We start from the raw sequence: 25,635 nt of genomic DNA, 5'->3' as shown, positions 1-25,635 counted from the left end.
GAAGCAATGTCCAAGCGAATCGACGTCAAGGACCTCAACGTCTACTACAGCAAGTTCCTTGCGGTGGAGGACGTCAACATCAACATCGAAGCCCGTTCCGTGACGGCGTTCATCGGTCCCTCCGGCTGCGGCAAGTCCACGTTCCTCCGCACCCTGAACCGCATGCACGAGGTCATCCCCGGCGCGCGGGTCGAGGGCGAGGTGCTGCTCGACGGCGACAACCTCTACGACGGCGCCGTGGACCCCGTGACGGTGCGCGGGCAGATCGGCATGGTCTTCCAGCGGCCCAACCCGTTCCCCACCATGTCCATCCGCGACAACGTGCTGGCCGGCGTGAAGCTCAACAACAAGCGCATGAGCAAGTCGGACGCCGACGACCTCGTGGAGAAGTCACTCAGCGGCGCCAACCTGTGGAACGAGGTCAAGGACCGCCTGGCCCGGCCGGGGTCCGGCCTGTCCGGCGGCCAGCAGCAGCGCCTCTGCATCGCCCGCGCCATCGCCGTATCCCCCCAGGTGATCCTGATGGACGAGCCCTGCTCCGCGCTGGATCCCATCTCGACGCTTGCCATCGAGGATCTCATCAACGAGCTCAAGTCCGAGTACACGGTCGTGATCGTGACGCACAACATGCAGCAGGCGGCGCGCGTGTCGGACAAGACGGCGTTCTTCAACATCGCCGGCACCGGCAAGCCGGGCAAGCTCATCGAGTACGACGACACCACGACGATCTTCAGCAAGCCCTCGATCAAGGCGACGGAGGACTACGTCTCCGGTCGCTTCGGGTAGGCACACGCCCAGGCACGGCACGACGACGGCGGCTCCCTACGGGGGCCGCCGTCGTCGTTCCGGCATCCGTGCCCCCACCGAAGGCTGCCAGCGAAGGGTGCCACCGAAGGGTGCCGCCCATCGGACGGGGCGCCTACAGCAGCGGGCTCAGGGCCAGGAGGAAGACGGCGCCCAGCAGGGCCGTCACCGGTGCCGTTCCGAGCCAGACGGCCAGGATGCGCGCCACCTGCGGCCGCTGGACGGAGGAGAAGCGCTGGTTCGCGCCGGCCCCGACGATCGCCGAGGTCATGGTGTGCGTGCTCGAGAGCGGGAAGTGCAGCGAGATGGCACCGATGAACAGCATCGCCGAGCTCACCCCCTGGGCCGTCATGCCGCGCAGCGGGTCGATGTGCACCAACCGGTGACCGAGGGTGTGCGTGATGCGCCACCCGCCGAGGAGCGACCCCGTGCTCAGGAGGACGGCGGCGAACACCTGCACCCACAGCGGCATGTCCGAGCCCGTCGCGTAGCCGGATCCGACCAGTGCCAGCAGGATGATCGCCATGGTCCGCTGCCCGTCCTGGAGCCCGTGCCCGAGGGCGAACGCCCCGGCCAGGACGGACTGCGCCATCCGGTTGCCCCGGTTCACGCCCCCGGGCGAGCGGTGCCGCAGCAACCAGGTGGCCGGGAACACCGCGGCGTAGGCCAGCAGGTAGGCGACGATCGGGGAGAGCAGGAGGGGCAGCACGATCTGCAGCAGGAGCGCCTCGCCCGCACCGCTCATCGCCGGCCCGTCGGTCAGGAGGGACGCCCCGCCGGCGCCGAGGACCCCGCCGAGCAGGGCATGGGTGGACGACGACGGCTTGCCGCGGTACCAGGTGAACACACCCCAGGCACCGGCCGCCAGCAACGCCGCGAGGAGGATGCCGAGCCCGGTGGTGCCGGAGGGAAGCCCGAAGCCGGCGTCCGTGAAGAAGAGGGCCAGCGAGGTGCTGAGCAGTGCACCGACGAGGTTGAACAGTGCAGCGAGCAGGACGGCGATGGTCGGGGTGAGGGCGCGCGTCCGGACCGCGGTGGCGACGGAGTTGGAGACGTCGTGGAAACCGTTGAGGAACGCGAAACCGCCCGCGGCGATGATCACCGTGCCGAGGAGGAAGGGCTCCACCTACGATTCCTTGACGAGGATGCTGCCCACCTGGGTGGCTACCCGCCGGATGTCCTTGGTGACGTCGACGAGCTGGTTCGCCACGTCACGGTGCCGCGCGTACACGAGCGGCTTGTGGTCGTTCAGGAGCTCCGCGCACCAGCTGCGATGGGTGCGCTCGGCACGCCGTGCCAGGCGCAGGATCTCGATCCAGTACTCCTCGAGATCCTCCATGGAGTTGAGCCGCTGCATGGCGGTCGCGGTCAGCTCGGCCTGCCGGTTGATGACCTCGAGCTGGTCGGCCGCCCGCCGGCTGAGCTTGTTCAGCTTGTACAGCGCGATGAGCTCTCCCGCGCCGTCGAGCTTCTCGATGGCCTCATTGAGTAGACGGGACAGCGCGTAGAGGTCCTCGCGGGGCAGGGGGTTGATGAAGGACGTCCGCATGGACGTCAGGAGCGCGAAGTGCAGGTCCGTCGAGACCGATTCGTGCTGGTGCAGTTCCTCGGAGAGGCGGTCGTACTCCTGGGTGGAGGCGCCGAGGATGGCGGACATCGTCCCGACGCCCAGGACGAGCTGCTGCGCCATGCGGGAGAGCAGCTCGAGCCCAGCGTTCTCATGCGGGAAGAGGCGTAATTTCACGGAGTCTTCCTCGCAGCATATGGACGTATCAGCAAGCAGGCCGCGAAGGCGCTGGGTGCCGGAGGGCAAAGTAGTGGCGCCGAACCGGGAGCGCCTCTCGGCGGAAGGCCGCTCGAAGCGGCTGAGTGTTGAAGCCCGGGGGTTCCACGGTCCGACGCCGTCTTAAGTCTTGCCCTCCCCGGAGCCGCTGTCAACACGGGCTCTCGGAGGCCCGAGCGGACGGATCAGTCGAGCTCCCCGCGCCGCCACGACGCTGCGGCGTGCTCGAGGTCCTCCGCGGTCTTGATGAGCTGGTGCGAATTGCGCGTCAGCTTCGAGGCATGGGGGCCGTTGGCGAGCTCGGCGTCGTCGGCGTGATTGGCCTGCCCGAGCGCGACGACGCGGCAGAAGGCGGCGAAGCGTTCGAGAGCCACGTCGAAGTCGCCCTCGAAGGCCCCGGAGAGGATGGTGTTGGCCATCGTGGTCATCTCGGTGGCGCCCGGGGGTTCGGCGACGCCGGCCACGACCTTCGACACCTGAGCCACTTCCTTGCCCGATGCGAAGTAGGCGGCTATCCGCTCGGGGTTCTGCTGCGTGGCGGCCCGCAGCGCGTACAGACGCCACAGGGCCCCGGGCAGGGACCGCGCCGGGCTCTCCGCCCACATCTCCGCGATGGCCTCGAGCCCCTGCTGGTCGGCGAGCTCGACGAGGCGGCGCGTGACGTCCGGATCGTCGGTGTCGCGCCCGTGGTGCACGAGGGCGTGCGCCGCCATGTGGGCGGCCTCCGAGACCCGCGAGGGGTCCACCCCGCCGGCGAAGACCTCGAAGTCAGCCGGAGCGAAGGGCTTCGGCTTGTGGGGCCTTGGGCTCTTGTTGGTGTAGTCGCCGTCCATGGAACGAGGATACTCCTGCGGAAATTCGGGCCGGAAGGAGGGGTGCGGAGGCAGTCCTCGGAGCGGGAGCGATTGCGATAAAGTAGGCGGGTCATCGCTCCGCGCCGGCGGATCCTCCTCGGATGCTCCGGACAGGGCGGTGTGGCGGGCCCTTAGCTCAGTTGGCTAGAGCAACGGACTTTTAATCCGTGGGTCGTGGGTTCGAGCCCCACAGGGCCCACCAGGAAGGACCCCGGGACTCCCGGGGTCCTTTCCCGTTCCCGGGCTACCCCGACACCTCGTGGACCACGAAGGCCGTGAGGAAGCCGAGGGCGGCGATGAGCCCGGTCAGCATGCGCTGCTTCTCGAAGGCCTCGGGGATCATGGTGTCGGCGACCATGGCGAGGATGGCGCCCGCGGCGATCGCCGTGATGAAGGCGACCGTGACGCCCGAGGCCCCGTCCAGTAGCGCGTACCCCACGAGCGCGGCCAGTCCGGACACCAGCGCGATCCCGCCCCAGAGCCCGAACACGTAGCGCGAGCTCCGCCCTGCGATCTTCATGCCCGCGGTACTCGACAGCCCTTCGGGCACGTTGGAGATGAAGATCGCCACCAGCACGGCAGGGTTCACGGAGCCTCCCGCCACGAGTCCGAGTCCCAGGACGACGGACTCCGGGACGCCGTCGAGCAGCGCCCCGAGGGCGATCGCGTTGCCGCTGCCGGCGGTGTCGGACTCCGAGGGCTGCTGCCCGCCGGAGCGCTTGCGGTGCTGCGCGCCCCTTCGCGCGAGGGCGGCGTTGGCGCCCACGTAGGTCACCGCTCCGACGAGGAAGCCGAGAGCCGTGGGGACGAGCCCTCCGGTCTCCTGGGCCTCGGCGACGAGTTCGAAGGAGAGGGCCGAGATGAGCACGCCGGCTCCGAACGCCATCACGAAGGACACGGTGCGCGGCGGTACCTTCCACTTCCAGGCGATGGCGCACCCGATGAGCAGCGCGCCGCCCGCAACGGCGCCCCAGGCGAATGCTTGCAGCCACAGTGGCACCGGTCGCTCCTGTTCCCGCGCCCCGCGGCGCGACGACGGAAAATGTGGCCAAGCCTGTCATACGACACGTCCGGGTAACGGAGTGGATCCCGGCCGGGCCGGGGATTGACTAGCCGCCCCGGCTCGTCTGCACTGGTAGGAGGAACTGGGTGCCGCGTGCGCCGGAGGGCGTGACGCGGCCGAGCAGAGAGGTTGCCCATGGACGCCGTCGCCCTGACCGGAAGCCTGGCCGCATGTGCCGTGATGGCGGTGGCCGCAGCCCTGACCGGCTGGCGTCTCGATGCGGTCTCGCGCCGGGGCGGTGCGGCCGACGACTATTTCTGGGTCGGCTTCGGCGGGACGGTCGTCCTCGCGGCGGCGGGCATCGTCGGCGGGTCGCTCGGCGGTGGGGGAGCAGTCCTGGTGGTGGGCCTCGTATCGGCGGGTGCGGTGGCCGCGTGGACGTGGCGCCGCCACGACCGGCGGAGCGTCGAGGCCGCCGAGGCCGCACGCACGGCGGCCTCGGCGGAGCTGCGACGGCGCCACGCCGAGGTGGTCCGACGCTGGGCTGAGTACGACCTCGACCCTGCCAGGGCGATCAGCTTCCCGGCCATGCACGATCCCCGCCACCCCGTGGGGAGGCCGGTGGTCCGCGCCCTGCGTGCGGCCGACGCCGCGCGCGACGACGGCGCCGCCCCCGACCTGGACCGCTACGCAGCGGCGGTCCACCGGCTGGAGGAGGCGTTCCGCGCCGCCGAACATGAGCTCGTCGCTGACGGCAAGAACCACCCGGCACGACATCGGGCATCCCTTGACCCTGAATCGTTACCTTCCATTCGGTTCCACGGAACCTTCCACGACTAGGCTTTAAGTTACCGAAACGAACAACTGGGGGAGGGTCATCGTGCGCGTCCTGACGCACTGCTGTGCAGGCCTGCTGGCCGCTTCCCTGCTCGTCACCGCCGCGCCGACCGCCCTGGCGGAACCTCCCGGCGACTCCCGGAGCGCGGCCCTCGACAGCAGGTCGGGGAACCGGCAGGAGGTCCGCTTCGCGACCTACAACGCGAGCCTCAACAGGCTCGCACCGGGCGAACTGGTCCGCGACCTCGGCACCCCGGGCAACGCCCAGGCCCGGGCCATCGCCGAGGTGATCCAGATCAACCAACCCGACGTCGTCCTCCTCAACGAGTTCGACTACGTCCCGGGTAACCGGGCCGCCGACCTGTTCAACGAGAACTACCTCCGCGTCAGCCAGAACGGCAAGGCGCCCCTGGACTACCCGTACGTCTACACCGCGCCGTCCAACACGGGGGTCCCCAGCGGGTTCGACCTGAACAACGACGGCAGCGTCGGCGGGCCGGACGACGCCCTCGGCTTCGGCGCGTTCGAGGGCCAGTACGGGATGGTCATCTACTCCAGGTACCCCATCGAGACGGAGTCGGTGCGGACGTTCCGGAACTTCCTGTGGAAGGACATGCCAGGCGCACTCCTGCCCGCCAATCCCGCCACGGGCATGCGGGACGACTGGTACTCCGAGGACGAGCTCGCCATCCTGCCGCTCTCCAGCAAATCCCACTGGGACGTCCCCGTGAGCATCGGCGGCCGGACGGTCCACGTCCTTGCCAGCCATCCCACTCCTCCCGTCTTCGACGGCCCCGAGGACCGCAACGGTCGGCGCAACAGCGACGAGATCCGCTTCTGGTCGGACTACGTCACGGGTGGAGCCGGGGCCTCCTACATCTACGACGACGACGGCGGGTCAGGCGGCCTCCGCCGCGGCGAACGCTTCGTCGTGATGGGCGACCAGAACAGCGACCCGCTCGACGGGGATTCCCTACCGGGCTCGATCGGACGGCTGCTGGAGAACCGGCTCGTCCAGGATCCCCTGCCTGCGTCGCAGGGCGCCGTCGAGGCATCCGCCCTGCAAGGGGGCGCGAATGCCGACCACGACGGCGATCCGGCATACGACACCGCCGACTTCGAGGACAGGATCGGGGGGAACCTCCGCGTCGACTACGTGCTGCCGTCCCGCAACCTGAAGGTGACCGGCTCCGGCGTGTTCTGGCCTCGAGCAGGCACGCCGGGTTCCGAGCTGACGGGGATCTTCCCCTTCCCCACCAGCGACCACAGGCTGGTCCACGTCGACGTCATCCTGAACGGCGCCCGGCAACGCTGACCTTGTCGGGCCGGGGGCCCGGGTGTACGGTCGAGTCATGAGGACGATCCTGTTTCAGTAAGCGAGCCGGCTTTCGCCGTGCTCAGCGCCACTTGTCGATGACATTCTCCAAGGGCGCCTGCTGAAGCTGTCCGATCCTTCCCGGCACTCCCGTCGCAGGTCTTCCCGCGCGTCGTAGTGCCCGGTCGGGCACGTTCCGTGGGCGCAGCCACCAGAAAGGAACACCATGACCAGCACGTCCCAGAAGAAGCAGTCCCAGCCCGGCCCGCAGCCTGCAGGGAACCAGCCCGCTGAGAACGCGGTCCAGAACGGCACACCGCCGAAGCAGCCGCAGGGCCGCAGGCTTCAGGACGACCCGCGTGCACAACTCGCGCTCGCGAAGAAGAATCACGCAGCCAATCCGACGGCCGCCTCAGGGGCCGCGCATGTCAAGGCGGCGCACGAGAGCAGCAAGCAGGGAAAGAAGGAGAAGAAAGTGCGCTGGTAGGCACTTTCCGATACCGGTCGTCCGGCTGCCGGTGATCACCGGCTTAATTGGAGCTGGCTCCGAGTTCTGCGTATGGGGGAATCGCAGAAATCGGAGCCAGCAACCTCAGTATACTTCTACGCGAGCCCGAAAAGTCCAATCGAAAGGTGATGATGGCCGTCACAGCCAAAGCTTTTCAGCTGTGGCGTTCCCGAATCGCTCCGCAGGACACGCTGGCCGATCTCTGCAGGATCGCCGGCATCAAACGGTCCACCCTCGCCCAGCAGCTGGTCCGCGGCAAGGTGTCGGTCCCCACCATCGTCGCTGTCGCCCGCGGGTACGACCAGCCGCCCGTCGGCGCGCTCGCCCTGTTCGAGGGCTTCGAGGATCTTGAGCGCGGCACCACGCTGCCCACGGACGCCGAACTCGTCAGCCAGGTCTCGCACACCGACATCCTGCGCCTCCTCGTGGCCCGCAGTGAGGACAGCGAGCCCCCCTGCACCGATGTCCAGCTGCGTCTCGCGCCGTTCCCGCACCGCAGTTCGGTCCGCGCGTGGATCGAGGCGATCGATCCCGGGGACCTCCGTCAGCAGCTCGCGTTGAGCACCGGCGTGGCCCGGCAGAACCTCTCCGCGCAGCTCACGGCGGGCCGCCTCGCCCCGGAGATCGCGGTGCAGGCCGCACGCCTCGCGGGGGTGTCACTGACCAGCGGCCTCGTGGTGACGGGGCTGCTCACCCAGGCGGAGGGCGGGTGGCCCGAGGACGGCCGCGCCCGGGCACTGTGCGCCCTCAGCGATCTGGACCTCGTCTTCCTCGCACGGGACCGGCTGGACGTGCTCGGCAAGCAACTCCGGCGGGCGGAGCTCGACGACGGCAAGGATCGCGCGATGTGGGAGAACCTCGGATGACCACCACGACCATCCAGTGGCTCGCGCTCGGACTGTGTGCTCTCGGCGCGGCGGTGCGGGTCCCCGGCGCGCGGAGGGGGCACGGGCGGACGGTCTTCATCGCCCTGGTGCTGCTGACCCTCGCCGTCGGCCTGTCGATCGTGCCGATCTACGAGGCCGTCGACGGTCTCCTCGGAGCGGTCAATCTCGCGAACCTGATCCTCCGGCTCACCCTGTACACCGTGTTCGTGCTGCTCGGCATCCGCATGGCGGCGGCCTTCGATTCCCCCCTCGCCCGCCGGCTCATCGTCGGGCCCTTCGGCGTCGCGGTCCTCGCGGTGACCGTCGCGGCGACGCTGTACTTCTTCGTGGCCAGCGAGCTGCCCGGCAGTTCCACAGCCCTGATCGCGTTCGCGGACCAGGACACGGTTCAGCAGTACGCCACGGTGGGCCGCCTCTATCCCGGCTACGTGGCCGGTTGCCTGGTGATCCCCGCGATCGCCTCGGCGGTCGATCGACGGGCCCGCACCATCCACCGCGTGGCGTGCGCACTCCTCGCCGGCGGCTTCTTGCTCGTGGTGGTGTTCGTGCTGCTGCGGCTGACCGCCGTCGACCTGATGGCCTGGGACTACCTCCTGCCGTTCTCGGCCATCCTGCTCACCGTGCTGGGACTGTGCCTGATCTGGCTCAGTCACATCCTCGGCAGGAGGCGCCGGACGGGCGCGAACCGGCTCGCCTAGGCGTCCGCACCTCCCTCGGTCCGGATACTTGCCCTACGTAATAAACGAGACACAATCGTGTCCTCCGTGCATTCACGGTTTCATGATCGTGTGTAAAAATAATGATTATGTAACTGCCGCTTTCCGTGGGGGGTCAGCGGATTGTTACCCGGCAGATAGGTGTGTCCATTAGAACGGGTGGACCCACCTATTTGTTCTTAAGCACTCGGACAGCACTCGGACAGCACTCGGACAGCACCGGACAGCACCGGCCCCCGGACGCCGAAGGGCGCCACCCGCCGCGAACTCGCGGGGATGGCGCCCTTTCCTGGAGTGGCCCGGCCGGAGCTACTCGGCGTCGTGGTCCGTCTCGATGATGCGTGCCAGCGCTTCGAGTGCGTCCTCGGCGCCGTCGCCCTCGGCACGCAGCACGATCACGTCGCCGTGCGAGGCGCCGAGACTCATGAGGGACAGGATGCTCGAGGCGTCCATCGCCTCCTCGGCGGGCTCGCCGTCCATGGCGATGGTGACCTCGAGGGGGAGTTCACCGGCGGCCTCCGCGAAGATGGAGGCCGGACGGGCGTGCAGTCCCACGCGACTCGCGACGGTTGCCTTGCGTTCTGCCATGATGTGCTCCTTGTTCGTGGATGGGTTCAGGTACAGCCAACCGGACCGGGGGTCAGGCTGCAACCGGCTCGGCGACGGCGGTCTTCTTCTTGCTGGTGGCGTACCGCTTCAGGGCGATGACGGTGAGTGCCGAGATGACCGTCCCCACCAGGATCGCGACCAGGAACATCACGAAGTTCCCGATGGCGAAGAAGACGAAGAGTCCGCCGTGGGGGGCCTGCGAGGTGACGCCGGTCCCCATGACGATCGCGCCGGTGACCGCGGAGCCCAGGATGGACGCCGGGATGACGCGCAGCGGATCCGCTGCCGCGAACGGGATGGCGCCCTCGGAGATGAAGGCCGCGCCCAGCAGCCAGGCGGCCTTGCCGTTCTCGCGCTCGGGCTGGGTGAAGCGGTTGCGGTCGATCAGGGTGGCCAGGGCCATGGCGAGCGGCGGAACCATGCCGGCCGCCATCACCGCGGCCATGATCTGCAGGGGGGCGGGATTGTCGAGTGACCCGGCGCCGAGGCCGGCGACGGCGAAGGAGTAGGCGACCTTGTTGACGGGTCCGCCGAGGTCGATGGCCATCATGAAGCCGAGGATGGCGCCGAGTCCCACGGCCGCCGTGCCGGTCAGGCCGGACAGCCAGTCGTTGAGCCCCACGGTGATCGCGGCGATGGGGCCGCCGAGGACGAGGAACATCAGACCTGACGCCACGATGGACGCCACGAGCGGGATGATCACCACGGGCATGAGGCTCCGCAGCCAGCGCGGCACCGAGAGTCGACCGATCATCATGGCGACGTACCCGGCGAGCAGGCCGCCGACGATACCGCCGAGGAAGCCCGCGCCCATGAACCCCGCGACGGCGCCGGCGACGAAGCCGGGTGCGATGCCCGGCCGGTCGGCCAGCGCGTACGCGATGTAGCCGGCGAGGGCGGGAACCAGGAAGCCGAGCGACAACTGGCCGATCTTGAAGGCCACGGCCCCGAGGTACTCACCGAGCCCTCCGGCCGGCAGGTTCACGAGGCTGTTCTCGAGGACCACGGTATCGGCGGTCTCGGTGATGAGGTACCCGCCGAGCAGGAAGCCGAGGGCGATCAGGAGGCCGCCGCCTGCGACGAACGGGATCATGTAGCTGACGCCGGTGAGGAGCGCGCGCTTGAGGGTGCTGCCGATGCCGTCCCGGCCGCCGTCGTCGTCCGTCTGCTCGCCGCCGGCGGTGCCGGCGACCCTGCGGGCGTTGGGGTTCTGCGCGGCGGCGACCGCCTCCTCGACCATCTCACCCGGCTCGTCGATGCCGCGCTTGACGGGCGCGCTGATGACGGGGAGACCCGCGAAGCGCTGCTTGTCGCGGACGTCGACGTCGACGGCGAAGATGACGGCGTCGGCCGCCGCGATCACGGCCGGGTCCAGGGGAGTGGCGCCGGAGGAGCCCTGCGTCTCGACCTGGAGGTCGATCCCGCGCTCCTGGGCTGCCGCGACCAGGGAGTCGGCCGCCATGTACGTGTGGGCGATCCCGGTGGGGCAGGCGGTGACGGCGACGAGGCGCCGCACCTTGGTGTCCGTGGACGGGCCGTGCTCGACGGCGGGTCCGGTGGTGTCGGTCCCGCCAGGTGAGGTGCCGAGCGTCGCGGCGGCCTCGCTGGCACGTGTCCCGGCGCCGGCAGTCCCGGCGGCACCGGCGGCACCGGCGGCGTGGGCTCCGGCGCCGGCTGGTTCCGGCGCCGTCGTCGGGGCGTCTCCGAGGCCCAGCGCGCCGTTGACGAGGGCGACGACGTCGGCCGGCGTCCGGGCGGCGCGCAGGGAGGCGGTGAAATCCTTCTTGATCAGCGATCGCGCGAGCTTCGACAGCAGCTTGAGGTGCTCCTGGTCGGCTCCGTCGGGTGCTGCGATGAAGAAGACGAGGTCCGCCGGGCCGTCCTTCGCACCGAAGTCCACGGGCGGCGCGAGGCGGGCCATGGCGAGGGTGGCTTCGGAGACCGCCGTGGAGCGGCAGTGCGGGATGGCTATGCCTCCGGGAACACCCGTCGAGGTCTTGTTCTCACGGGCGAGGGCGTCGGCGTACAGGCCGTCGACCTCCGTGGAGCGGCCCTGCGCGGCGACCTGTTCCGCGAGGTAGCGGATCACCGAGGACCTTTCGGTCCCCAGGTCCTTGTCCAGAGTCACAAGCTCCGGAGTGATGAGATCGGACATCAGACTTCCTCCTGTGCGAGGGACCCTGCGGCGGGCCCCGTAGCGCTCGGTTCGATCACGGGCAGCGTGACCATGAGGGGGGTGACCACGACGACGCCGGGCGTCGTCTGGTCGAGGGAAGGAACGGTGGAGCCGGGTAGGGCGGCGGCTGCCGATCCGTGGGCGACGGCCTGGCGCAGGCAGTTCTCGGGGAGTTCGCCTGCACTGTGCGCCAGCAGGTAGCCGGCCAGCGCGGAGTCTCCCGCGCCGACCGTGGAGCGCGCCGTGACGGGCGGGTGCACGGCATGCCAGGCCCCCGCGTTCGTCACGAGCAGGGCGCCCTTGGAACCAAGGGTCGCCAGAACCGCTCCGACCCCCGCGGTGATGAGCACCGCGCAGGCCTTGGCGGCCAGTTCGAAGTCCTGCTCCAGCTCGTCGCCGGTACCGATGCCGGTGAGTTCGCTGAGTTCTTCGGCATTGGGTTTCAGCAGGTCCGGCGCCGGGACGCCGGCGGCCGCCTCGATGAGGGGTTCGCCGGAGGAGTCTATCGCCACGCGCGGCGCGGCTGCTCCGTAGGTGGCACGGACGGCCGCGGTGACGCGGGTGTAGAACGTCGGGGGGATCCCCGGGGGCAGGGATCCGGCGAGGACCAGCCAGTCCGCGCCGTCACTCTCGGCGACGACGACGGCGAGGAGGTCCTCGAGGTGCTCCGCGGAGAGCTCGGGGCCGGGCTCGTTGATCTTCGTCGTGGTGCCGTCGGGTTCGGTGATGGCCGTATTGATGCGGAGGGCCGCGCCGATCGGCAGGTTGCGGAACGGGACGGAGACGGAGCGCAGGCCTGTGAGCACGGGGTCGTCGTCGTCGCCCGGGAGGACGGCGAGGGTGCGGGTGCCGGACATGACGAGTGCGCGACTGACGTTCACGCCCTTGCCGCCCGCCTCCTGCACCACGTGCGTGGCACGCTGCACGGCCCCGCGGGCGAGCGGCGCGCCGATGGCGACGGTGCGATCGATGCTGGGGTTCGCGGTGAGGGTCAGGATCATGCCACGATCACCTCCACATCGGCGTCGGCGAGGGCAGCTGCGAGGGCGTTGCGCGGTGCGCGGTCGGTGATGAGTGCATCGATCTCCTCCAGGGGGGCGAAGCTGATCAGGGTTTCTTCGTCGAACTTGGACGCGTCGGCGAGGAGCACCACGCGGCGGGCCGAGCGGACGATGGCGGTCTTCACCGCTGCCTCGTCGACGTCGGGCGTGCTGAGGCCGAAGCCCGCGCTGATGCCATTGGCGCCGATGAAGGCGATGTCGGCGCGCAGGCGGGCGAAGTTCGCCACGGTGCTGCTTCCCACGGCCGCGCTCGTGAGGGCCCGCACCCGACCGCCCACGAGTTCGACGCTCAGGCCCGCACCGGAGACGAGCGCCGCGATGGGGACGGAGTGGGTCACCACGGCGAGCCCCGGTCGTGCCTCGTCGACGAGCAGGTCGGCCAGGCCGCCCGTGGTGCTGCCGGCGTCGAGGACCACGGCCCCGGTCTCGGGGGCGAGGGCGAGTGCGGCCTCGGCGATGCGCATCTTCTCCGGGGAATGCTGTCCCGAGCGGCTGATGAGGCTCGGTTCGTGGGTGGTGGCGCCGCTGCCGGCGATCGCGCCTCCGTGTACCCGGCGCAGCACGCCGTCGTTCTCGAGCAGTGCGAGGTCCCGGCGGACGGTCTCCTTGGTGATGCCGAAGCGGGACGAGAGGCCTGCCACCGTGACGCGGCCATCGGCAGAGACGAGGCTGCTGATCTGCCGGTAACGCTCTTCCGCGAACATGGCGACTCCGTCGTCTGCTGCTGCGGGGGGCCGCAGCATGTGGCTTTATCTTTGTTTGAGTGACTCTAGCCCCGCTTTGGGTGTGACGTCAAGCACAAAAGGGGAACGATCAAAAACAACCGCAGATGCCGAAGGGCCGGAGCGTGGCTCCGGCCCTTCGGTCGATTCAGCTGGTGCTGTGCCTGGTGCTGTGCGTGGTGCTAGAGGCCCGTGTCGTGCGTCTCGCGGCGCGTGACGGTCTCCCCGGTGGCGGGATCGACGAGGGATCGCGACTCCGACACCCGGTTCTGTCGGCGCGGCGCGGCCAGCAGCAGGGAGGCGATGAGGCCGATCACGCCGACGGCCATCAGGATGTAGCCGACGAGCGTGATGTCCACGAAGCTGACCTGCATCTGAATGGCGAAAGCAAGAATTGCACCCAGTGCAATAAGAAAGATCGATGAACCGATACGCATTTGAAATATTCCTCCGGTGTGGCTTAGGTGGCAGATTCGAGAGAATTCCCCAGCGGTTTCACTGTCTTCGCCGCTTACTCCCGGGGCGGCCCGCTTGCGCTCATCATACGGCTGATTCGTTGCAAAACCGCGGCTGTACCGGCAGCGCGCCGGGTCGGATCGTGTCGCAACAGTTCGGGAAAGATTCACCGCGACGCCTTGCTAAGCAGGATTAGTGCGGTGCTAGGATTGCACCCTAAGCATGCTGATGAAGTACAGTTGCAGCCAGTTGCACTTCGATGCACCGTATTACTCGACAGCATCCCGTCCCCGGATGGGTGCCTCATCACTCAAGGAGCACCACATGAGCTTCATCGGATTCCTCATCCTCGGCCTTATCGCCGGCGCCCTCGCCAAGCTGATCATGCCCGGTAAGCAGGGCGGCGGGATCATCGTCACCATGCTGCTCGGCGTCGTCGGCGCCTTCCTGGGCGGCTTCATCGGCGGAAGCATCCTCGGCGTCGACCTCGGCGGCACGTTCTCGCTGATGTCCATCCTGTTCGCCGTCATCGGCGCACTGATCGTCCTCTTCATCTACGGCCTCATCACCGGCCGCAAGGGCTCGCGCGTCTGATTTTCCGCAGTGCCGGCTGAACCTTGGGGGAACAGCCGATGGAGGGCGTCACCGACCACGGTGGCGCCCTTTCCTGTTCCATCGATCTCCCGGGGCGATGCGCCACCAGCAGAACCCTCACCCGACGCGGCACGCCACACCTAGACTCGTTGCCAGGGGCATGCCGATCCACCTGCGGAAGGACCATGATGTTTGGCCGAAACAAGGAGAATCCAGCCGTCAAGGCTGCCAATGGGACGCTGTTCGACAAGGACGGCAACCCGAAGCCCGCCATCCTCCGCGGCATCGAACGGGCTCTCGACGTGCAGCGGCCGCTGATCCTCTCCAACCTGAACCGCCTGCGCCGCAGCAGTCCGGGAGCCTCCCCCGCCGAGCTCGCGCGTCTGCTCGAGCGCGACTACCTGCGCGCGACGACGCTGGCGGGTGCCGCCGTCGGCGCCACCGCTGCCGTCCCCGCCGTCGGCACCGTGGCGTCCCTCGGGCTCTCCGCCGCCGCGACGGTCGGGTTCCTCGAGGCCACGGCGCTGTACGCCGAATCCATCGCCGAGCTGCACGGTGTCAACACCGAGGACCCCGAGCGGTCCCGCGCCATGGTGATGGCCATCCTCATGGGCGAGGAGGGCACCGCCCTGATCCGCTCCATCCTCGGCGCTTCCGCCGGGCAGGGTGCGCCCCAGTACTGGGGACAGCTCGTGAACAAGTCGGCGCCGAGCTCGCTCGTGAAGACCGTCACCGGATCCATCCAGCGGCGCTTCCTCAAGAAGATCCTGGCCAAGCAGGGTGGTTTCATGCTCGGGCGAGCCCTGCCGTTCGGGGCCGGCGCGGTGATCGGCGGCACCGGCAACCACCTCATGGGCAAGGGCGTCATCAAGACCACGCGTGAGGCGTTCGGTCCGTTGCCGCAGACCATCCCCGGCGAGCTGGCCGAGGTGCTGCAGCTTCCCGATCCCGGGTCGCGGCAGAAGCGGGCCTAGCCGAAGATCGCGTTCGCGAGCGCGAAGATCACCAGGCCGGCCAGCGAGCCGACCACGGTGCCGTTGATCCTGATGAACTGCAGGTCCTTGCCGATCTGCAGTTCGATCTTGCGGGACGTCTCCTCGGCGTCCCAGCGGCCCACGGTCTCGGAGATGACCCCGGCGATCTCGCTGCGATAGGTGCGCACCGCGTACGAGGCGCCGTCGGCGATCCAGCGGTTCACCTTCCCGGCCAGCTCGGCGTCGCTCGTCAGGCGGGAGCCGAAGTCACGGACGGCGGTCTTGAACTTGGACGTCAGTTCGCTCTCCGGGTCGTTGACGGCTTCGAGCAGGGCGTTCTTGATGGTGGCCCAGGTGCGGGCGGTGAGGTCGCGGACGCGCGGGTCGTCGAGCAGTTGCCCCTTGATCTCCTCCGCCTTCGCGATCGTCTCGGGCTTGTGCTGGAGGTCCTGTGCGAGGTCCCGGAGGTACTTGTCGATGGCGAGGCGCACGTCGTGCCGCGGATCGTCCTGCACGGCACGGATGAACTTCGACAGTTCGGCATGTACGCGGTCCCCGACAACGCCGTCGACGAGGCGCGGCACCCAGGTGGGGGAGCGCTGCGCCACCACGCGCGTGACCACCGCGTAGTTGGCGTCCACCCAGTCGCCTGCACGGTCCACGAGGAGGTCCACGAGCCGGTGGTGGTGCCCTTCGGCGAAGACGCGCTCGGCGATGCTGCCGATCGGCGGGCCCCACGGCGGCTCGAGCAGGTGCTTGCGGACCATGGACTCGATCACGCCCTGGACGGCGTCGTCGTTGAGCACGGTGAACATGCCGCGGATCAGGGCCGCACCCTCGACGGCGACGCGGTCCGCGCTCTCGGGCTTCTCGAGCCAGGCACCCGCCTTCTGGGCGATCCGCGCGGAGTCGAGCTTCGCGCGGACCACGTCCTCGGACAGGAAGTTCTCCTCCACGAACTGTCCGAGCGACTCCCCGATCTGGTCCTTCTTGCGCGGGATGATCGCGGTGTGCGGGATCCTCAGCCCCATCGGATGCTTGAAGAGGGCCGTGACGGCGAACCAGTCCGCGAGGGCGCCCACCATGCCGCCCTCGGCGGCAGCCCGCACGTATTCGAGCCACGGGTACGTGTCCTGCAGGGCGAAGGCCACCAGGAAGATGGCGGCCATCACCGCGAGCAGCCCTGTTGCCAGCAGTTTCATGCGGCGGAGGGCGTCGGCCCGCTCGGCGTCGGCACCGGTCATCTGAGCATTCACGCTCCGAGTCTAGCGAGGCCGCCGTCCGCCTCGGAGGAGCGCGGTGGCCCGATGGAACGCGGCTGGTGGGTTCACGTACCGTGATAGGCACACCACCCACGACGGAAAGGCATCGCCCGTGCCCCCTGTGATCTTCGCCCACCGCGGCAGCAGCGGCACCTACGCCGAGCACACGCGCGCCGCCTACCTCCAGGCCCTCACGGACGGCGTCGACGGTGTGGAGTGCGACGTACACCTCAGCCGGGACGGGCAGCTGGTCTGCATCCACGACACCACGCTGGACCGCACCACGAACGGATCCGGCGACGTCGCGGACCACACCGTGGCCGAGCTGCGGATGCTCGACATCGCCGCCTGGAAGGGCGTGGGCATCCCGTCCGCCTTCGGCGGCGCGGACGAGCAGTTCCTCACCCTCGCCGACCTGCTGGACCTGCTGCACGATGCCGGACGCCCGATCCGCCTCGCCATCGAGCTGAAGCACCCGAGCCCTTTCGGGCTGCGCCTGGAGGATGCCCTGATCGCCTTCCTCATGGACGAGGGATGGGACCCGGAGACCTCGATGCTCGGCGGCATCGAGATCAGCTTCATGAGCTTCAACCCCGACTCCATGCGGCAGCTCGCGGAGTCGGCCCCGCACCACATGCTCTGCCAGCTGGTCGCGGACGTCGAACCCCAGGAGGTCCGTGATGCGCTGCGCTTCGGTTCGATCGTCGAGGGTGCGCTGATCGCCGTGCTGCAGCGCGCGCTGAAGGAGGGCGAGGAGCTGATCGACGCGCATGAGGTGGGCGTCGCGGGCCCCGGCGTCGAGTACGTGCGTGACCACCCGGAGCGGGTGCGGCGGTGGATCCAGGAGGGCATGCGTGTGCGGGCCTGGACGGTGAACTCCGAGGAGGACGCCCTGTTCCTCGCGGACCTCGGCGTCCAGGAGATGACCTCCGACTATCCGGCGCGCATCCGACTCGCGCTCGAGGGCAACAGGCAGTAGGCGCACGAACTCCCCGGGCCGCTGTGGTTGAGTGGAGAGATGCAATCGCCCATCGAGGATTACGCGCTCCTCTCCGACCTCCATACCGGTGCACTGGTCTCACGACGCGGCAGCGTGGACTGGCTCTGCTTCCCCCGCTTCGACTCCGACTCGGTGTTCGCGGCCCTGCTGGGTACGCCGGGGCACGGCCGGTGGGTCGTCGCACCCGTGGACCCGACGGCCGAGGTGGTGGACCGCAGCTACATCGACTCGACCTTCGTCCTCCAGACCCACTGGAGGACCGCCGACGGTGAGGTGCTCGTCACGGACTTCATGCCGGTCACCGACCGCCGCGCGAACGTGGTGCGCCGCATCCAGGGCCTGCGGGGCACGGTCACCATCCATCAGGAGCTGGAGATCCGGTTCGGCTACGGCGACGTGGTCCCGTGGGTCACCCAGGGTACGCAGGACGGCGTACCGACGCTCCTCGCCATCGCGGGACCGGACGCGCTGGCGCTGCGCGGACCCCGGCTGCGGGCCACGGACCACCGCCACGAAGGCACCTTCGAGGTGAGGGAGGGCGCCGTCGTCGACCTTGAGATGCTCTGGTACCCGTCGCACCGCGACACCCCTGCCCCGCTCGACGTCGACGACGCCCTCGACTCCACCATCAGCTACTGGCGCGCCTGGGCCTCCAACTGTGTCGACGACGGCTGGCACACCGACGCCGTGCGGCGCTCGCTGCTCGTGCTGCGGGCGCTCACCCACGAGGACACAGGCGGGATCGTCGCGGCTCCCACGACGTCCCTGCCCGAGCAGTTCGGCGGCGCACGCAACTGGGACTACCGGTTCTGCTGGCTGCGCGACGCCGCACTGACGCTCGAGGCGATGATGACGCACGGCTTCGCCGAGGAGGCACTGGAGTGGCGGAACTGGCTGCTGCGGGCGGTCGCGGGTGACCCCGAGGACCTGCAGATCATGTACGGGCTCGCCGGGGAACGCCACCTGCCGGAACGCGAGCTCGGCCATCTGCCGGGCTACGCCGACTCGGTACCCGTGCGCGTCGGCAACGGCGCGGTGGATCAGTACCAGGCGGACGTGGTCGGCGAGGTCATGGTGGCTCTGGAGAAGCTGCGCGGCCACGGCGTCACCGAGGACAGCTTCTCCTGGCCGCTCCAGCGGGCCCTGCTGGGCTTCGCGGAGAAGCACCTGGACGACCGGGACCACGGCATCTGGGAGATGCGTGGCGACCTGCAGTACTTCACGCACTCCCGCGTCATGATGTGGGCGGCGTTCGACTGCGCCGTCCGCGCCGTGCGGGACCACGGCCTCCCGGGGCCGCTGGACCACTGGATCGGCCTGCGGGACGGGCTGCGCACCGAGATCCTCGAGCACGGGTTCGATCGGGAACTCAACTCGTTCACGCAGGTCTACGACGGCACGGAGGTCGACGCCTCCCTGCTGCAGCTCCCGCAGGTGGGTTTCCTCGACTACGACGACCCGATGATGCTGGGCACCGTCGAGCGGATCGAGCAGCATCTGCTGAATCCCCAGGGCCTGCTGCTGCGGTACCGGACGGGCGAGTCCGACGACGGCCTGGAACCCGGCGAGCACCCGTTCCTCGCGTGCTCCTTCTGGCTCGTGGAGCAGTACGCGCACGGCGGCCGGCTCGACGATGCGACACGCCTCATGGACCAGCTCGTCGGGTATTCCAACGAGCTGGGACTGCTCTCGGAGGAGTACGACGCCGAGAACGGGCGCATGGCGGGCAACTTCCCGCAGGCCTTCTCGCACCTCGCCCTCGTGCGTGCTGCCGATGCGCTGCAGGTGGCCCGCGGCGAGGCGACTACGCACGAGTTGATCGCGCGGGAGTAGCGGGAGTAGCGGGAGTAGCGGGAGTAGCGGGAGTGGCAGCCGCCGGTCACCGCGGCCGGACGCACCGGGAGCCCGGCCGCGTGGCCGGGCTCCCGCCGTCGTCCCGGGGCTGTTGCTGCTGCTAGACCGTGACGCCCTGCGGCTTCAGGACCACCTTGATGGTGCCGTCCGTCTTCTTCTGGAAGTTCCTGTAGGCGGCCGGGGCCTCGTCGATCGAGACCTCGTGCGTCATGAGGTCCGTGACGCCCAGCGGGTCCGAGGGCTCCTCGACGATCGGCAGCAGCTCGTCGGTCCAGCGGCGCACGTTGCACTGGCCCATGCGGAACTGGACCTGCTTGTCGAACATGCTCATCAGGGGCATGGGCGTCGCTGATCCCCCGTACACGCCGCTGAGGGAGACCGTGCCGCCGCGACGGACGGCGTCCATCGCCGAGTGGAGGACCGCCACGCGGTCGCTGCCGCCGGTCTCCATGACCTTCTGGGCGACCTTGTCCGGGAGGATGCCGACGGCGTTCTGCGCGAAGGCGCCGACGGGGGAACCGTGCGCCTCCATGCCGACGGCGTCCACGATCGCGTCCGGCCCGCGGCCGTTGGTCATGCTGCGGAGCTCCTCGGCGGTGTTCTTCGTGAAGTCGATGGTCTCGATGCCGTGGCGCTTGGCCATGGCGCGGCGCTCGGGGACGGGTTCGACGGCGATCACCCGGTGGCCGAGGTACTTACCGATGCGCGCGGCGAACTGGCCCACGGGGCCGAGGCCGTAGACCGCGAGGACGCCGCCCTCCGGGACGTCCGCGTACTGCACGCCCTGCCAGGCCGTGGGCAGGATGTCCGAGAGGTAGAGGTAGCGCTCGTCGGGCAGGTCCGTGCCGACCTTGACGGGCCCGTAGTCGGCGAAGGGCACGCGCAGGTACTCGGCCTGCCCGCCGGGCACGGAGCCGTACAGCTCGGAGAAGCCGAAGAGTGACGCGCCGGACCCCTTCTCGTGCACCTGGGTGGTCTCGCACTGGGACTGCAGCCCGCGGGTGCACATGAAGCAGTACCCGCAGGAGATGTTGAACGGCACGACGACGCGGTCGCCGACCTTCAGGTTGGTCACGCCCGCGCCGACCTCCTCGACGATGCCCATGGGCTCGTGCCCGAGGATGTCACCCTTGTGCATGTAGGGGCCGAGGACCTCGTAGAGGTGCAGGTCGGAACCGCAGATGGCGGTCGACGTGATGCGGACGATCGCGTCGCTCGGCTCCTGGATGGTGGGGTCGGGGACGTTCTCCACGCTGATGTTGCGCTTGCCCTGCCATGTCACTGCCTTCATGTGTTGCTCCCTGGGTAGTAAGTAGGCTTTCCTTTCCTACTATTCACCGGTTCGTCACAGATAGGAAGCCGAGGACAGCCTCGCCTAGCCTTGTCCGGTGGTGCTTCTCCAATCCCCGGCGGTCCGTGTGGCCCTCTCGGTTGCCGTGGCGACCGGTCTCTACGGGCTCTCGTTCGGCGCGCTGTCCGTCGCCGCCGGCCTCGATCTGCTGCAGACCGTGGCGCTCAGCCTGCTCCTGTTCAGCGGCGGATCCCAGTTCGCATTCATCGGCGTCGTCGCCGGCGGTGGGAGCGGGTTCTCGGCGATGTCCGCCGCCGCCCTGCTCGGCATCCGCAACGGCGTCTACGGGATGCAGGTCAACGTGCTGCTGCGCCCCACCCGGTGGCGGAAGCTGCCGGCCGCGCACCTCACCATCGACGAGTCCGTGGCCACGGCCACGGGCCAGACCGACCCGGACGAGCAGCGCCGCGGGTTCTGGGCCGCCGGCATCGGCGTGTTCGTGCTGTGGAACCTCTTCACGCTCGTCGGCGCGCTCGCGGGCAACGCCATGGGCGACCCCGCCCGCTGGGGGCTCGACGGCGCCGCGGTCGCCGCGTTCCTCGGGCTGCTCTGGCCCCGGGTCCGCACGAAGGAACCGGCCGCGATCGCCGTCGTCTGCGCCGTGGTGACGCTCATCGCCGTCCCGCTCGTGCCCGCGGGAGTCCCGATCCTCATCGCGGCCGTCGTGGCCGCAGTCCTCGGGCTCGCGGGTCTCGGGCCCGCCACCGAAGGGCTGGAGCCCGACGTCGAGCCGTACCCTTCCGGCCCCGACCGCCCTGCCCGCTCGCCGCGGGGAGACGCATGAACCTGTGGGGGTGGATCCTGCTGGCATGCGCGGTATCGGTCGCCACGAAGTTCGCCGGTTACCTGGTGCCCGCGAAGCTGCTCGACAACCCGCGGATGCTGCGCGTCGCGGGGTCCCTGACCATCGGCCTGCTGGCCGCGCTGACAGCCGTCAATGCGTTCGCGTCGGGTCAGCAGCTCGTGGTCGATGCCCGCGTGGTCGCCCTGGTGGCCGCCGGCGTCGCGCTGTGGCTGCGGGCGCCGTTCCTCGCCGTCGTCGCCGTGGGTGCGCTCGCCGCCGGCCTGGCGAGGCTGCTGGGGGCGGCTTAGGAGCGGCTCAGGCCGTCGGACGCGGCACGAACATGATGAGCGCGACGCCGACCAGGCAGACCGCCGAACCGATCACGTCCCAGCGGTCGGGCCGGAATCCGTCCACGAGGACCCCCCAGGCCAGCGACCCCGCCACGAAGATCCCGCCGTAGGCGGCGAGGATCCGCCCGAAGTGCGCGTCCGGCTGCAGCGTCGCCACGAACCCGTACGCGCCGAGCGCCATGATGCCCAGCCCCGCCCACCACCAGGGCCTCCCCTCGCGGACGGCCTGCCAGATGAGCCACGCCCCGCCGATCTCCGCGACGGCGGCCAGCACGAACAGGAGGGCGATGCGGAGGATCGTCATGGCTCCAGTCTGCCCGAGCGGTGCGCTACGAGGCGTCGACGACGGCGGCCGTCGCCTCCGCGATCGCCGCCTCCTCGTCGGTGGGCACCACGAGGACCGGGAAGGCCGACGCCCCGGTGCTGATGGAGCGTGCCTCCTTGCTGCGTTCGCCGTTCTTCTCCTCGTCGAGTTCGAGGCCGAGGGCGCCGAGCTTCGAGACGACGGCGCTGCGGAAGGTGGCCGAGTTCTCGCCGATACCCGCGGTGAAGACGAGCGCGCGTGCCCCGCCGACCGCCACGTGGTATCCGCCCACGTACTTCGCGAGGCGGTAGGAGGCCACCTCGAGGGCGAGTCCCGCACGCTGGTCGCCGCCGTCCGCGGCCTCGGTCACCGAGCGCATGTCGTTCGTGCCGGCGAGGCCCTTGAGCCCGCTGTTGCGGTTGAGGAGTGTGTCTAGGTCCTGCTCCGAGTAGCCCTCGCGGAGCAGGAACAGGAGGATCGACGGGTCGATGTCGCCCGACCGGGTACCCATGACCAGTCCTTCGAGGGGCGTGAAGCCCATGGACGTGTCGATGCTCTCGCCGTCGCGCACGGCCGTGACCGAGGCGCCGTTGCCGAGGTGCGCGATCACCCCGGTGAAGGTGTCCTCGCCGAGCAGTCCCGCGGCGCCGCGCGCCACGTAGGCGTGCGACGTGCCGTGGAAGCCGTACCGGCGGATACCGAACCGCCGGTAGAGCTCGTCGGGGACCGCGTACCGCCAGGCGTGCTCGGGCAGGGTCCGGTGGAACGCCGTGTCGAACACGGCCACCTGCGGCATGCTCGGCCACTTCTCGGTGATGGCCCGGATGCCGGTGACGGCAGCGGGGTTGTGCAGGGGTGCGAGCGGGTTGAGGCGCTCGATGGCCCGGGTGATCTCGTTGTCGATCAGCATGGGCTCGCTGAAGCGTTCCCCGCCGTGCACCACGCGGTGCCCGACGGCGTCGATCGTGCGGTCTCCGAGCGCCGCCGCGACCTCGCCGTCCACGCGGTCCAGGGCTGCCGCATGGTCGGGTACCTCGGCCTCGCCGATGCGTTCCACCAGCCCCTCCGCCAGGACGTCGTCGCCCTCGCGGACCTGGTACTTGAGCGAGGATGAGCCGGAATTGATGACGAGGATGATCATGGGGTCCTGTCGGGGAGAAGGCGGGAGACGGTCAGGAGGTGGTCAGGAGGTGGTCAGGAGGTGGGCTGTTGGGCCTGGACGGCGGTGATGGCGACCGTATTGACGATGTCCTCGACGGTGCAGCCGCGCGAGAGGTCGTTGACCGGCTTGCGGAGGCCCTGGAGCACGGGTCCGACGGCGACCGCACCGGCCGACTGCTGCACGGCCTTGTAGGTGTTGTTGCCCGTGTTGAGGTCCGGGAAGATGAACACCGTCGCCTGCCCGGCCACCGTCGAGCCGGGGAGTTTGGAGGCCGCGACCGAGGCGTCGACGGCGGCGTCGTACTGGATGGGTCCTTCCACGGCGAGGTCCGGCCGCTGCCGCCGGACGATCTCCGTGGCGCGGCGCACCTCGTCCACGGCACCGCCGGTGCCCGACTCGCCCGTGGAGTAGGAGAGCATGGCGATGCGCGGTTCCACGCCGAACTGGGCCGCGGTCTCCGCCGAGGCCACGGCGATGTCCGCCAGCTGCTCGTCGTCGGGGTCCGGGTTGACGGCGCAGTCCCCGTACACGAGCACGCGGTCCTGGAGGAGCATGAGGAACACGGAGGAGACGATCTTCGCGCCGTCCTTCGTCTTCACGAATTCGAGCGCGGGACGGATGGTGTTGGCCGTGGTGTGGGCGGCCCCCGAGACCATGCCGTCCACCCTCCCGAGCTGCACCATCATGGTCCCGAAGTATGCCCCTTCGAGCATGCGTTCGCCGGCCTGGTCGATGGAGACGTTCTTGTGCGCGCGGAGGCGGGCGTACTCGGCCGCGAACTCGTCGCGCAGCTCGGAGGTGGCCGGATCGATCAGCGTGATCCCGGTGAGGTCGATGCCCTGCCCGGTAGCGAGTTCCCGCACCTTCGCCTCGGGGCCGAGGATCGTGAGGTCGCAGACGTCCCGGCGGTGCAGGATCTCGGCGGCCTTCAGCACGCGGACGTCCTCGCCCTCCGGGAGCACGATGTGCCGGCGCTCGGCCCGTGCCCGCTGGATGAGCTCGTGGAGGAAGCGCAGCGGGGTCATGCTGACGGGGCGGGGGAGTTCGAGGCGCTCGAGCAGTTCGTTCTCGTCCACCTGCCGCGACCAGGCGCCGAGGGCTGCGGCGGCCTTGCGGCGCAGTCCGCTCGCGATCTCCCCCCGCACCTCGCTGACGCGGCGTGCCGCGGTGTAGGTGTCGTCGTCGAGCGCGAAGACGGGGAACGGTGCCTGGGCGAGGAGGGCGAGGATGCTGGGTTCGGGGGCGAGCCCGCCCGTCAGCATCATGCCGGACGGCACGGGGAACTCCGGGGAGAACGACGACGCGAGGGTCGCCACGTGCACATCGGCGCGGTCGCCGGGCACGATCACGAGGGCGCCGTCCTTCAGCAGGTGCAGGAAGTTGCCCACGTTCATGGCGGCCACGCGGATGCTCGTGACGTCGCGTTCGAGGTTGGAGTTGCCCGCGATCTGCCGTGCACCGAGCGCGACGGACACCTCGGCGACGGTGGGCTGCGAGATCTCGGCGAGCTCCGGGATCACGTAGACGGGACGCCCGGACTTCCCGGGCCGCACGTGCTCGCTGATGGCTGCGACGGCGTCGTCCGCCGCACGGTTGACCATCATCGCGAGGAGGGACACCTTGGCGGCGTCGAGTTCACGGCGGGCCACGTCGACGGCGTCGGCGGCCTCGTCCACGGACATGTCCTTGGCGCTGACGACCGCGAGCACCATGGCGCCGAGGTTGTTGGCGAGGCGTGCGTTGAGGTCGAACTCGACCGCGGCGTCGTTGCCCGAGAGGTCCGTGCCCTCCACGATGACGACGTCGCACTCCGCCGCGATCTCGCTGTAGATCGCGACGCAGCGCGCGTCGATCTCGGCGCGGTCGCCGGCCACGAGCAGGGCGCGCGCCTCCGCCCGGGTCAGGCCGCCGCGGGCGCGGCTCGCGGGGAGGTTGAAGGCGCGCTGCATGAGGCCCACCATCGGGTCCTCGGCGGGGTCGCTGCCCTCGACGATGGGCCGGAAGAAGCCCACGCGGTCGGCGTGCCGGTGCAGCATGTCGGCGAGGCCCAGGGAGATCAGGGCCTTGCCGGAGCCGTTGGTCATGGCGCTCACATAGATTCCGCGGGTCATGGGCCCAGTCTTGCAGGCTCCCGGGAGGGCCGCCATAACGGGTGTCACGCTCACCTTCTGCCCGGCCGCGGCGTCGCGACGGCAGCAACGACCACCTGTGGACACCGTGCCCGGTCGTTCCTGCGGTCCCGACGCGGAGGATGCCCCGAGGCATTGAC

At 69.6% G+C, this 25,635-nt stretch carries 26 protein-coding genes and 1 tRNA gene; 13 read left to right on the top strand and 14 right to left on the bottom strand.

Going from position 1 to position 25,635, the window contains the following annotated elements:
• The first annotated feature begins 6 nt into the window (after positions 1–6).
• On the top strand, positions 7–786 hold the full coding sequence (gene pstB / locus AC4D2C_RS02005; protein WP_490912004.1) for a phosphate ABC transporter ATP-binding protein PstB: 780 nt from the start codon (positions 7–9) through the stop codon (positions 784–786).
• Positions 787–919: 133 nt separating this feature from the next.
• Here the strand turns inward: pstB and AC4D2C_RS02000 are convergent, their stop codons facing one another.
• The 3 genes from AC4D2C_RS02000 to AC4D2C_RS01990 all read right to left on the bottom strand — a co-directional run bounded on the left by AC4D2C_RS02000 (position 920) and on the right by AC4D2C_RS01990 (position 3,420).
• Entirely contained in the window at positions 920–1,930 is a 1,011-nt protein-coding gene (locus AC4D2C_RS02000) for an inorganic phosphate transporter (protein WP_490912003.1), read from the bottom strand.
• Positions 1,931–2,548 carry a DUF47 domain-containing protein gene (locus AC4D2C_RS01995; RefSeq protein ID WP_490912001.1) on the bottom strand — a complete coding sequence of 206 codons (618 nt, stop codon included), beginning with the start codon at positions 2,546–2,548 and terminating at the stop codon, positions 1,931–1,933.
• Between the two features lie 224 nt (positions 2,549–2,772).
• Positions 2,773–3,420 carry a hypothetical protein gene (locus AC4D2C_RS01990; RefSeq protein WP_334208404.1) on the bottom strand — a complete coding sequence of 216 codons (648 nt, stop codon included), beginning with the start codon at positions 3,418–3,420 and terminating at the stop codon, positions 2,773–2,775.
• Positions 3,421–3,566: 146 nt separating this feature from the next.
• Between AC4D2C_RS01990 and AC4D2C_RS01985 the strand changes: the two genes are divergently transcribed.
• Positions 3,567–3,643: transfer RNA gene (locus AC4D2C_RS01985), tRNA-Lys, on the top strand.
• A gap of 42 nt (positions 3,644–3,685) precedes the next feature.
• On the opposite strand, the gene AC4D2C_RS01980 is transcribed toward AC4D2C_RS01985, so the two are convergent.
• Positions 3,686–4,441 carry a ZIP family metal transporter gene (locus AC4D2C_RS01980; protein ID WP_490911999.1) on the bottom strand — a complete coding sequence of 252 codons (756 nt, stop codon included), beginning with the start codon at positions 4,439–4,441 and terminating at the stop codon, positions 3,686–3,688.
• A 198-nt stretch (positions 4,442–4,639) separates the two neighbouring features.
• On the opposite strand from AC4D2C_RS01980, the gene AC4D2C_RS01975 reads away from it, so the two are divergent.
• The 5 genes from AC4D2C_RS01975 (at position 4,640) to AC4D2C_RS01955 (ending at position 8,689) form a co-directional block, all read left to right on the top strand.
• Positions 4,640–5,284 (top strand): hypothetical protein, encoded by a 645-nt coding sequence (locus AC4D2C_RS01975; RefSeq protein ID WP_490911997.1) that lies wholly within the window; start codon positions 4,640–4,642, stop codon positions 5,282–5,284.
• 37 nt (positions 5,285–5,321) lie between these two features.
• Entirely contained in the window at positions 5,322–6,596 is a 1,275-nt protein-coding gene (locus AC4D2C_RS01970; protein ID WP_490913011.1) for an endonuclease/exonuclease/phosphatase family protein, read from the top strand.
• Positions 6,597–6,822: 226 nt separating this feature from the next.
• Positions 6,823–7,083, top strand: a complete 261-nt coding sequence (locus AC4D2C_RS01965) for a hypothetical protein (RefSeq protein WP_490911996.1) — start codon at positions 6,823–6,825, stop codon at positions 7,081–7,083.
• Between the two features lie 152 nt (positions 7,084–7,235).
• Complete coding sequence (locus AC4D2C_RS01960) at positions 7,236–7,970, top strand: hypothetical protein (RefSeq protein WP_490911994.1); 735 nt, start codon at positions 7,236–7,238, stop codon at positions 7,968–7,970.
• Positions 7,967–8,689, top strand: a complete 723-nt coding sequence (locus AC4D2C_RS01955) for a hypothetical protein (RefSeq protein WP_490911992.1) — start codon at positions 7,967–7,969, stop codon at positions 8,687–8,689. Before AC4D2C_RS01960 ends, AC4D2C_RS01955 begins: the two co-directional genes overlap by 4 nt.
• A 327-nt stretch (positions 8,690–9,016) precedes the next feature.
• Here AC4D2C_RS01955 and AC4D2C_RS01950 read toward each other — a convergent pair whose 3' ends face one another.
• From AC4D2C_RS01950 to AC4D2C_RS01930, 5 genes are all read right to left on the bottom strand, one after another.
• The gene (locus tag AC4D2C_RS01950) at positions 9,017–9,295 is read right to left on the bottom strand and encodes an HPr family phosphocarrier protein (protein WP_104181094.1); all 279 of its coding nucleotides are present in this window, start codon (positions 9,293–9,295) and stop codon (positions 9,017–9,019) included.
• A gap of 52 nt (positions 9,296–9,347) precedes the next feature.
• On the bottom strand, positions 9,348–11,471 hold the full coding sequence (locus AC4D2C_RS01945; protein WP_490911990.1) for a PTS fructose transporter subunit IIABC: 2,124 nt from the start codon (positions 11,469–11,471) through the stop codon (positions 9,348–9,350).
• The gene (locus AC4D2C_RS01940) at positions 11,471–12,493 is read right to left on the bottom strand and encodes a 1-phosphofructokinase family hexose kinase (protein WP_490911989.1); all 1,023 of its coding nucleotides are present in this window, start codon (positions 12,491–12,493) and stop codon (positions 11,471–11,473) included. The genes AC4D2C_RS01945 and AC4D2C_RS01940 overlap by 1 nt, the downstream gene beginning before the upstream one ends.
• Positions 12,490–13,257, bottom strand: coding sequence for a DeoR/GlpR family DNA-binding transcription regulator (locus AC4D2C_RS01935; RefSeq protein ID WP_490913010.1), 768 nt, complete (start codon positions 13,255–13,257; stop codon positions 12,490–12,492). The genes AC4D2C_RS01940 and AC4D2C_RS01935 overlap by 4 nt, the downstream gene beginning before the upstream one ends.
• 200 nt (positions 13,258–13,457) lie before the next feature.
• The gene (locus AC4D2C_RS01930; protein ID WP_490911987.1) at positions 13,458–13,712 is read right to left on the bottom strand and encodes a DUF6458 family protein; all 255 of its coding nucleotides are present in this window, start codon (positions 13,710–13,712) and stop codon (positions 13,458–13,460) included.
• A gap of 343 nt (positions 13,713–14,055) precedes the next feature.
• Between AC4D2C_RS01930 and AC4D2C_RS01925 the strand changes: the two genes are divergently transcribed.
• Together AC4D2C_RS01925 and AC4D2C_RS01920 are read left to right on the top strand one after the other, a co-directional pair.
• On the top strand, positions 14,056–14,325 hold the full coding sequence (locus AC4D2C_RS01925) for a GlsB/YeaQ/YmgE family stress response membrane protein (RefSeq protein ID WP_490904911.1): 270 nt from the start codon (positions 14,056–14,058) through the stop codon (positions 14,323–14,325).
• Between the two features lie 185 nt (positions 14,326–14,510).
• Positions 14,511–15,299, top strand: a complete 789-nt coding sequence (locus tag AC4D2C_RS01920; RefSeq protein ID WP_490911985.1) for a hypothetical protein — start codon at positions 14,511–14,513, stop codon at positions 15,297–15,299.
• On the opposite strand, the gene AC4D2C_RS01915 is transcribed toward AC4D2C_RS01920, so the two are convergent.
• Entirely contained in the window at positions 15,296–16,543 is a 1,248-nt protein-coding gene (locus tag AC4D2C_RS01915; protein ID WP_490913008.1) for a DUF445 domain-containing protein, read from the bottom strand. The genes AC4D2C_RS01920 and AC4D2C_RS01915 overlap by 4 nt on opposite strands.
• A gap of 130 nt (positions 16,544–16,673) precedes the next feature.
• On the opposite strand from AC4D2C_RS01915, the gene AC4D2C_RS01910 reads away from it, so the two are divergent.
• Together AC4D2C_RS01910 and AC4D2C_RS01905 are read left to right on the top strand one after the other, a co-directional pair.
• Positions 16,674–17,540, top strand: coding sequence for a glycerophosphodiester phosphodiesterase (locus AC4D2C_RS01910; protein ID WP_490911984.1), 867 nt, complete (start codon positions 16,674–16,676; stop codon positions 17,538–17,540).
• Between the two features lie 21 nt (positions 17,541–17,561).
• Positions 17,562–19,394, top strand: coding sequence for a glycoside hydrolase family 15 protein (locus AC4D2C_RS01905; protein ID WP_490913006.1), 1,833 nt, complete (start codon positions 17,562–17,564; stop codon positions 19,392–19,394).
• A 121-nt stretch (positions 19,395–19,515) separates the two neighbouring features.
• Here the strand turns inward: AC4D2C_RS01905 and AC4D2C_RS01900 are convergent, their stop codons facing one another.
• Entirely contained in the window at positions 19,516–20,706 is a 1,191-nt protein-coding gene (locus AC4D2C_RS01900; protein WP_490911982.1) for a zinc-dependent alcohol dehydrogenase, read from the bottom strand.
• Positions 20,707–20,803: 97 nt separating this feature from the next.
• Here AC4D2C_RS01900 and AC4D2C_RS01895 point away from each other — a divergent pair, with 97 nt between their 5' ends.
• Positions 20,804–21,550, top strand: coding sequence for an AzlC family ABC transporter permease (locus AC4D2C_RS01895; protein WP_490911980.1), 747 nt, complete (start codon positions 20,804–20,806; stop codon positions 21,548–21,550).
• A complete protein-coding gene (locus AC4D2C_RS01890) occupies positions 21,547–21,858 on the top strand; it encodes an AzlD domain-containing protein (protein WP_490904904.1) in 312 nt (103 codons plus the stop codon). The genes AC4D2C_RS01895 and AC4D2C_RS01890 overlap by 4 nt, the downstream gene beginning before the upstream one ends.
• Before the next feature lie 7 nt (positions 21,859–21,865).
• Here the strand turns inward: AC4D2C_RS01890 and AC4D2C_RS01885 are convergent, their stop codons facing one another.
• Genes AC4D2C_RS01885 through pta form a run of 3 tightly spaced genes read right to left on the bottom strand, consistent with a single transcriptional unit; the run spans position 21,866 to position 25,477 of the window.
• On the bottom strand, positions 21,866–22,204 hold the full coding sequence (locus AC4D2C_RS01885; protein WP_490904902.1) for a YnfA family protein: 339 nt from the start codon (positions 22,202–22,204) through the stop codon (positions 21,866–21,868).
• A 25-nt stretch (positions 22,205–22,229) separates the two neighbouring features.
• Positions 22,230–23,345: an acetate/propionate family kinase gene (locus AC4D2C_RS01880; RefSeq protein ID WP_490911978.1), complete on the bottom strand. Its 1,116-nt coding sequence runs from the start codon at positions 23,343–23,345 to the stop codon at positions 22,230–22,232.
• Positions 23,346–23,398: 53 nt separating this feature from the next.
• The gene (gene pta, locus AC4D2C_RS01875) at positions 23,399–25,477 is read right to left on the bottom strand and encodes a phosphate acetyltransferase (RefSeq protein WP_490911976.1); all 2,079 of its coding nucleotides are present in this window, start codon (positions 25,475–25,477) and stop codon (positions 23,399–23,401) included.
• Positions 25,478–25,635 lie beyond the last annotated feature (158 nt).

The sequence above is a fragment of the Arthrobacter sp. TJ-240 genome, assembly GCF_058269195.1.
This window is presented reverse-complemented; position numbering and strand designations above follow the sequence as displayed.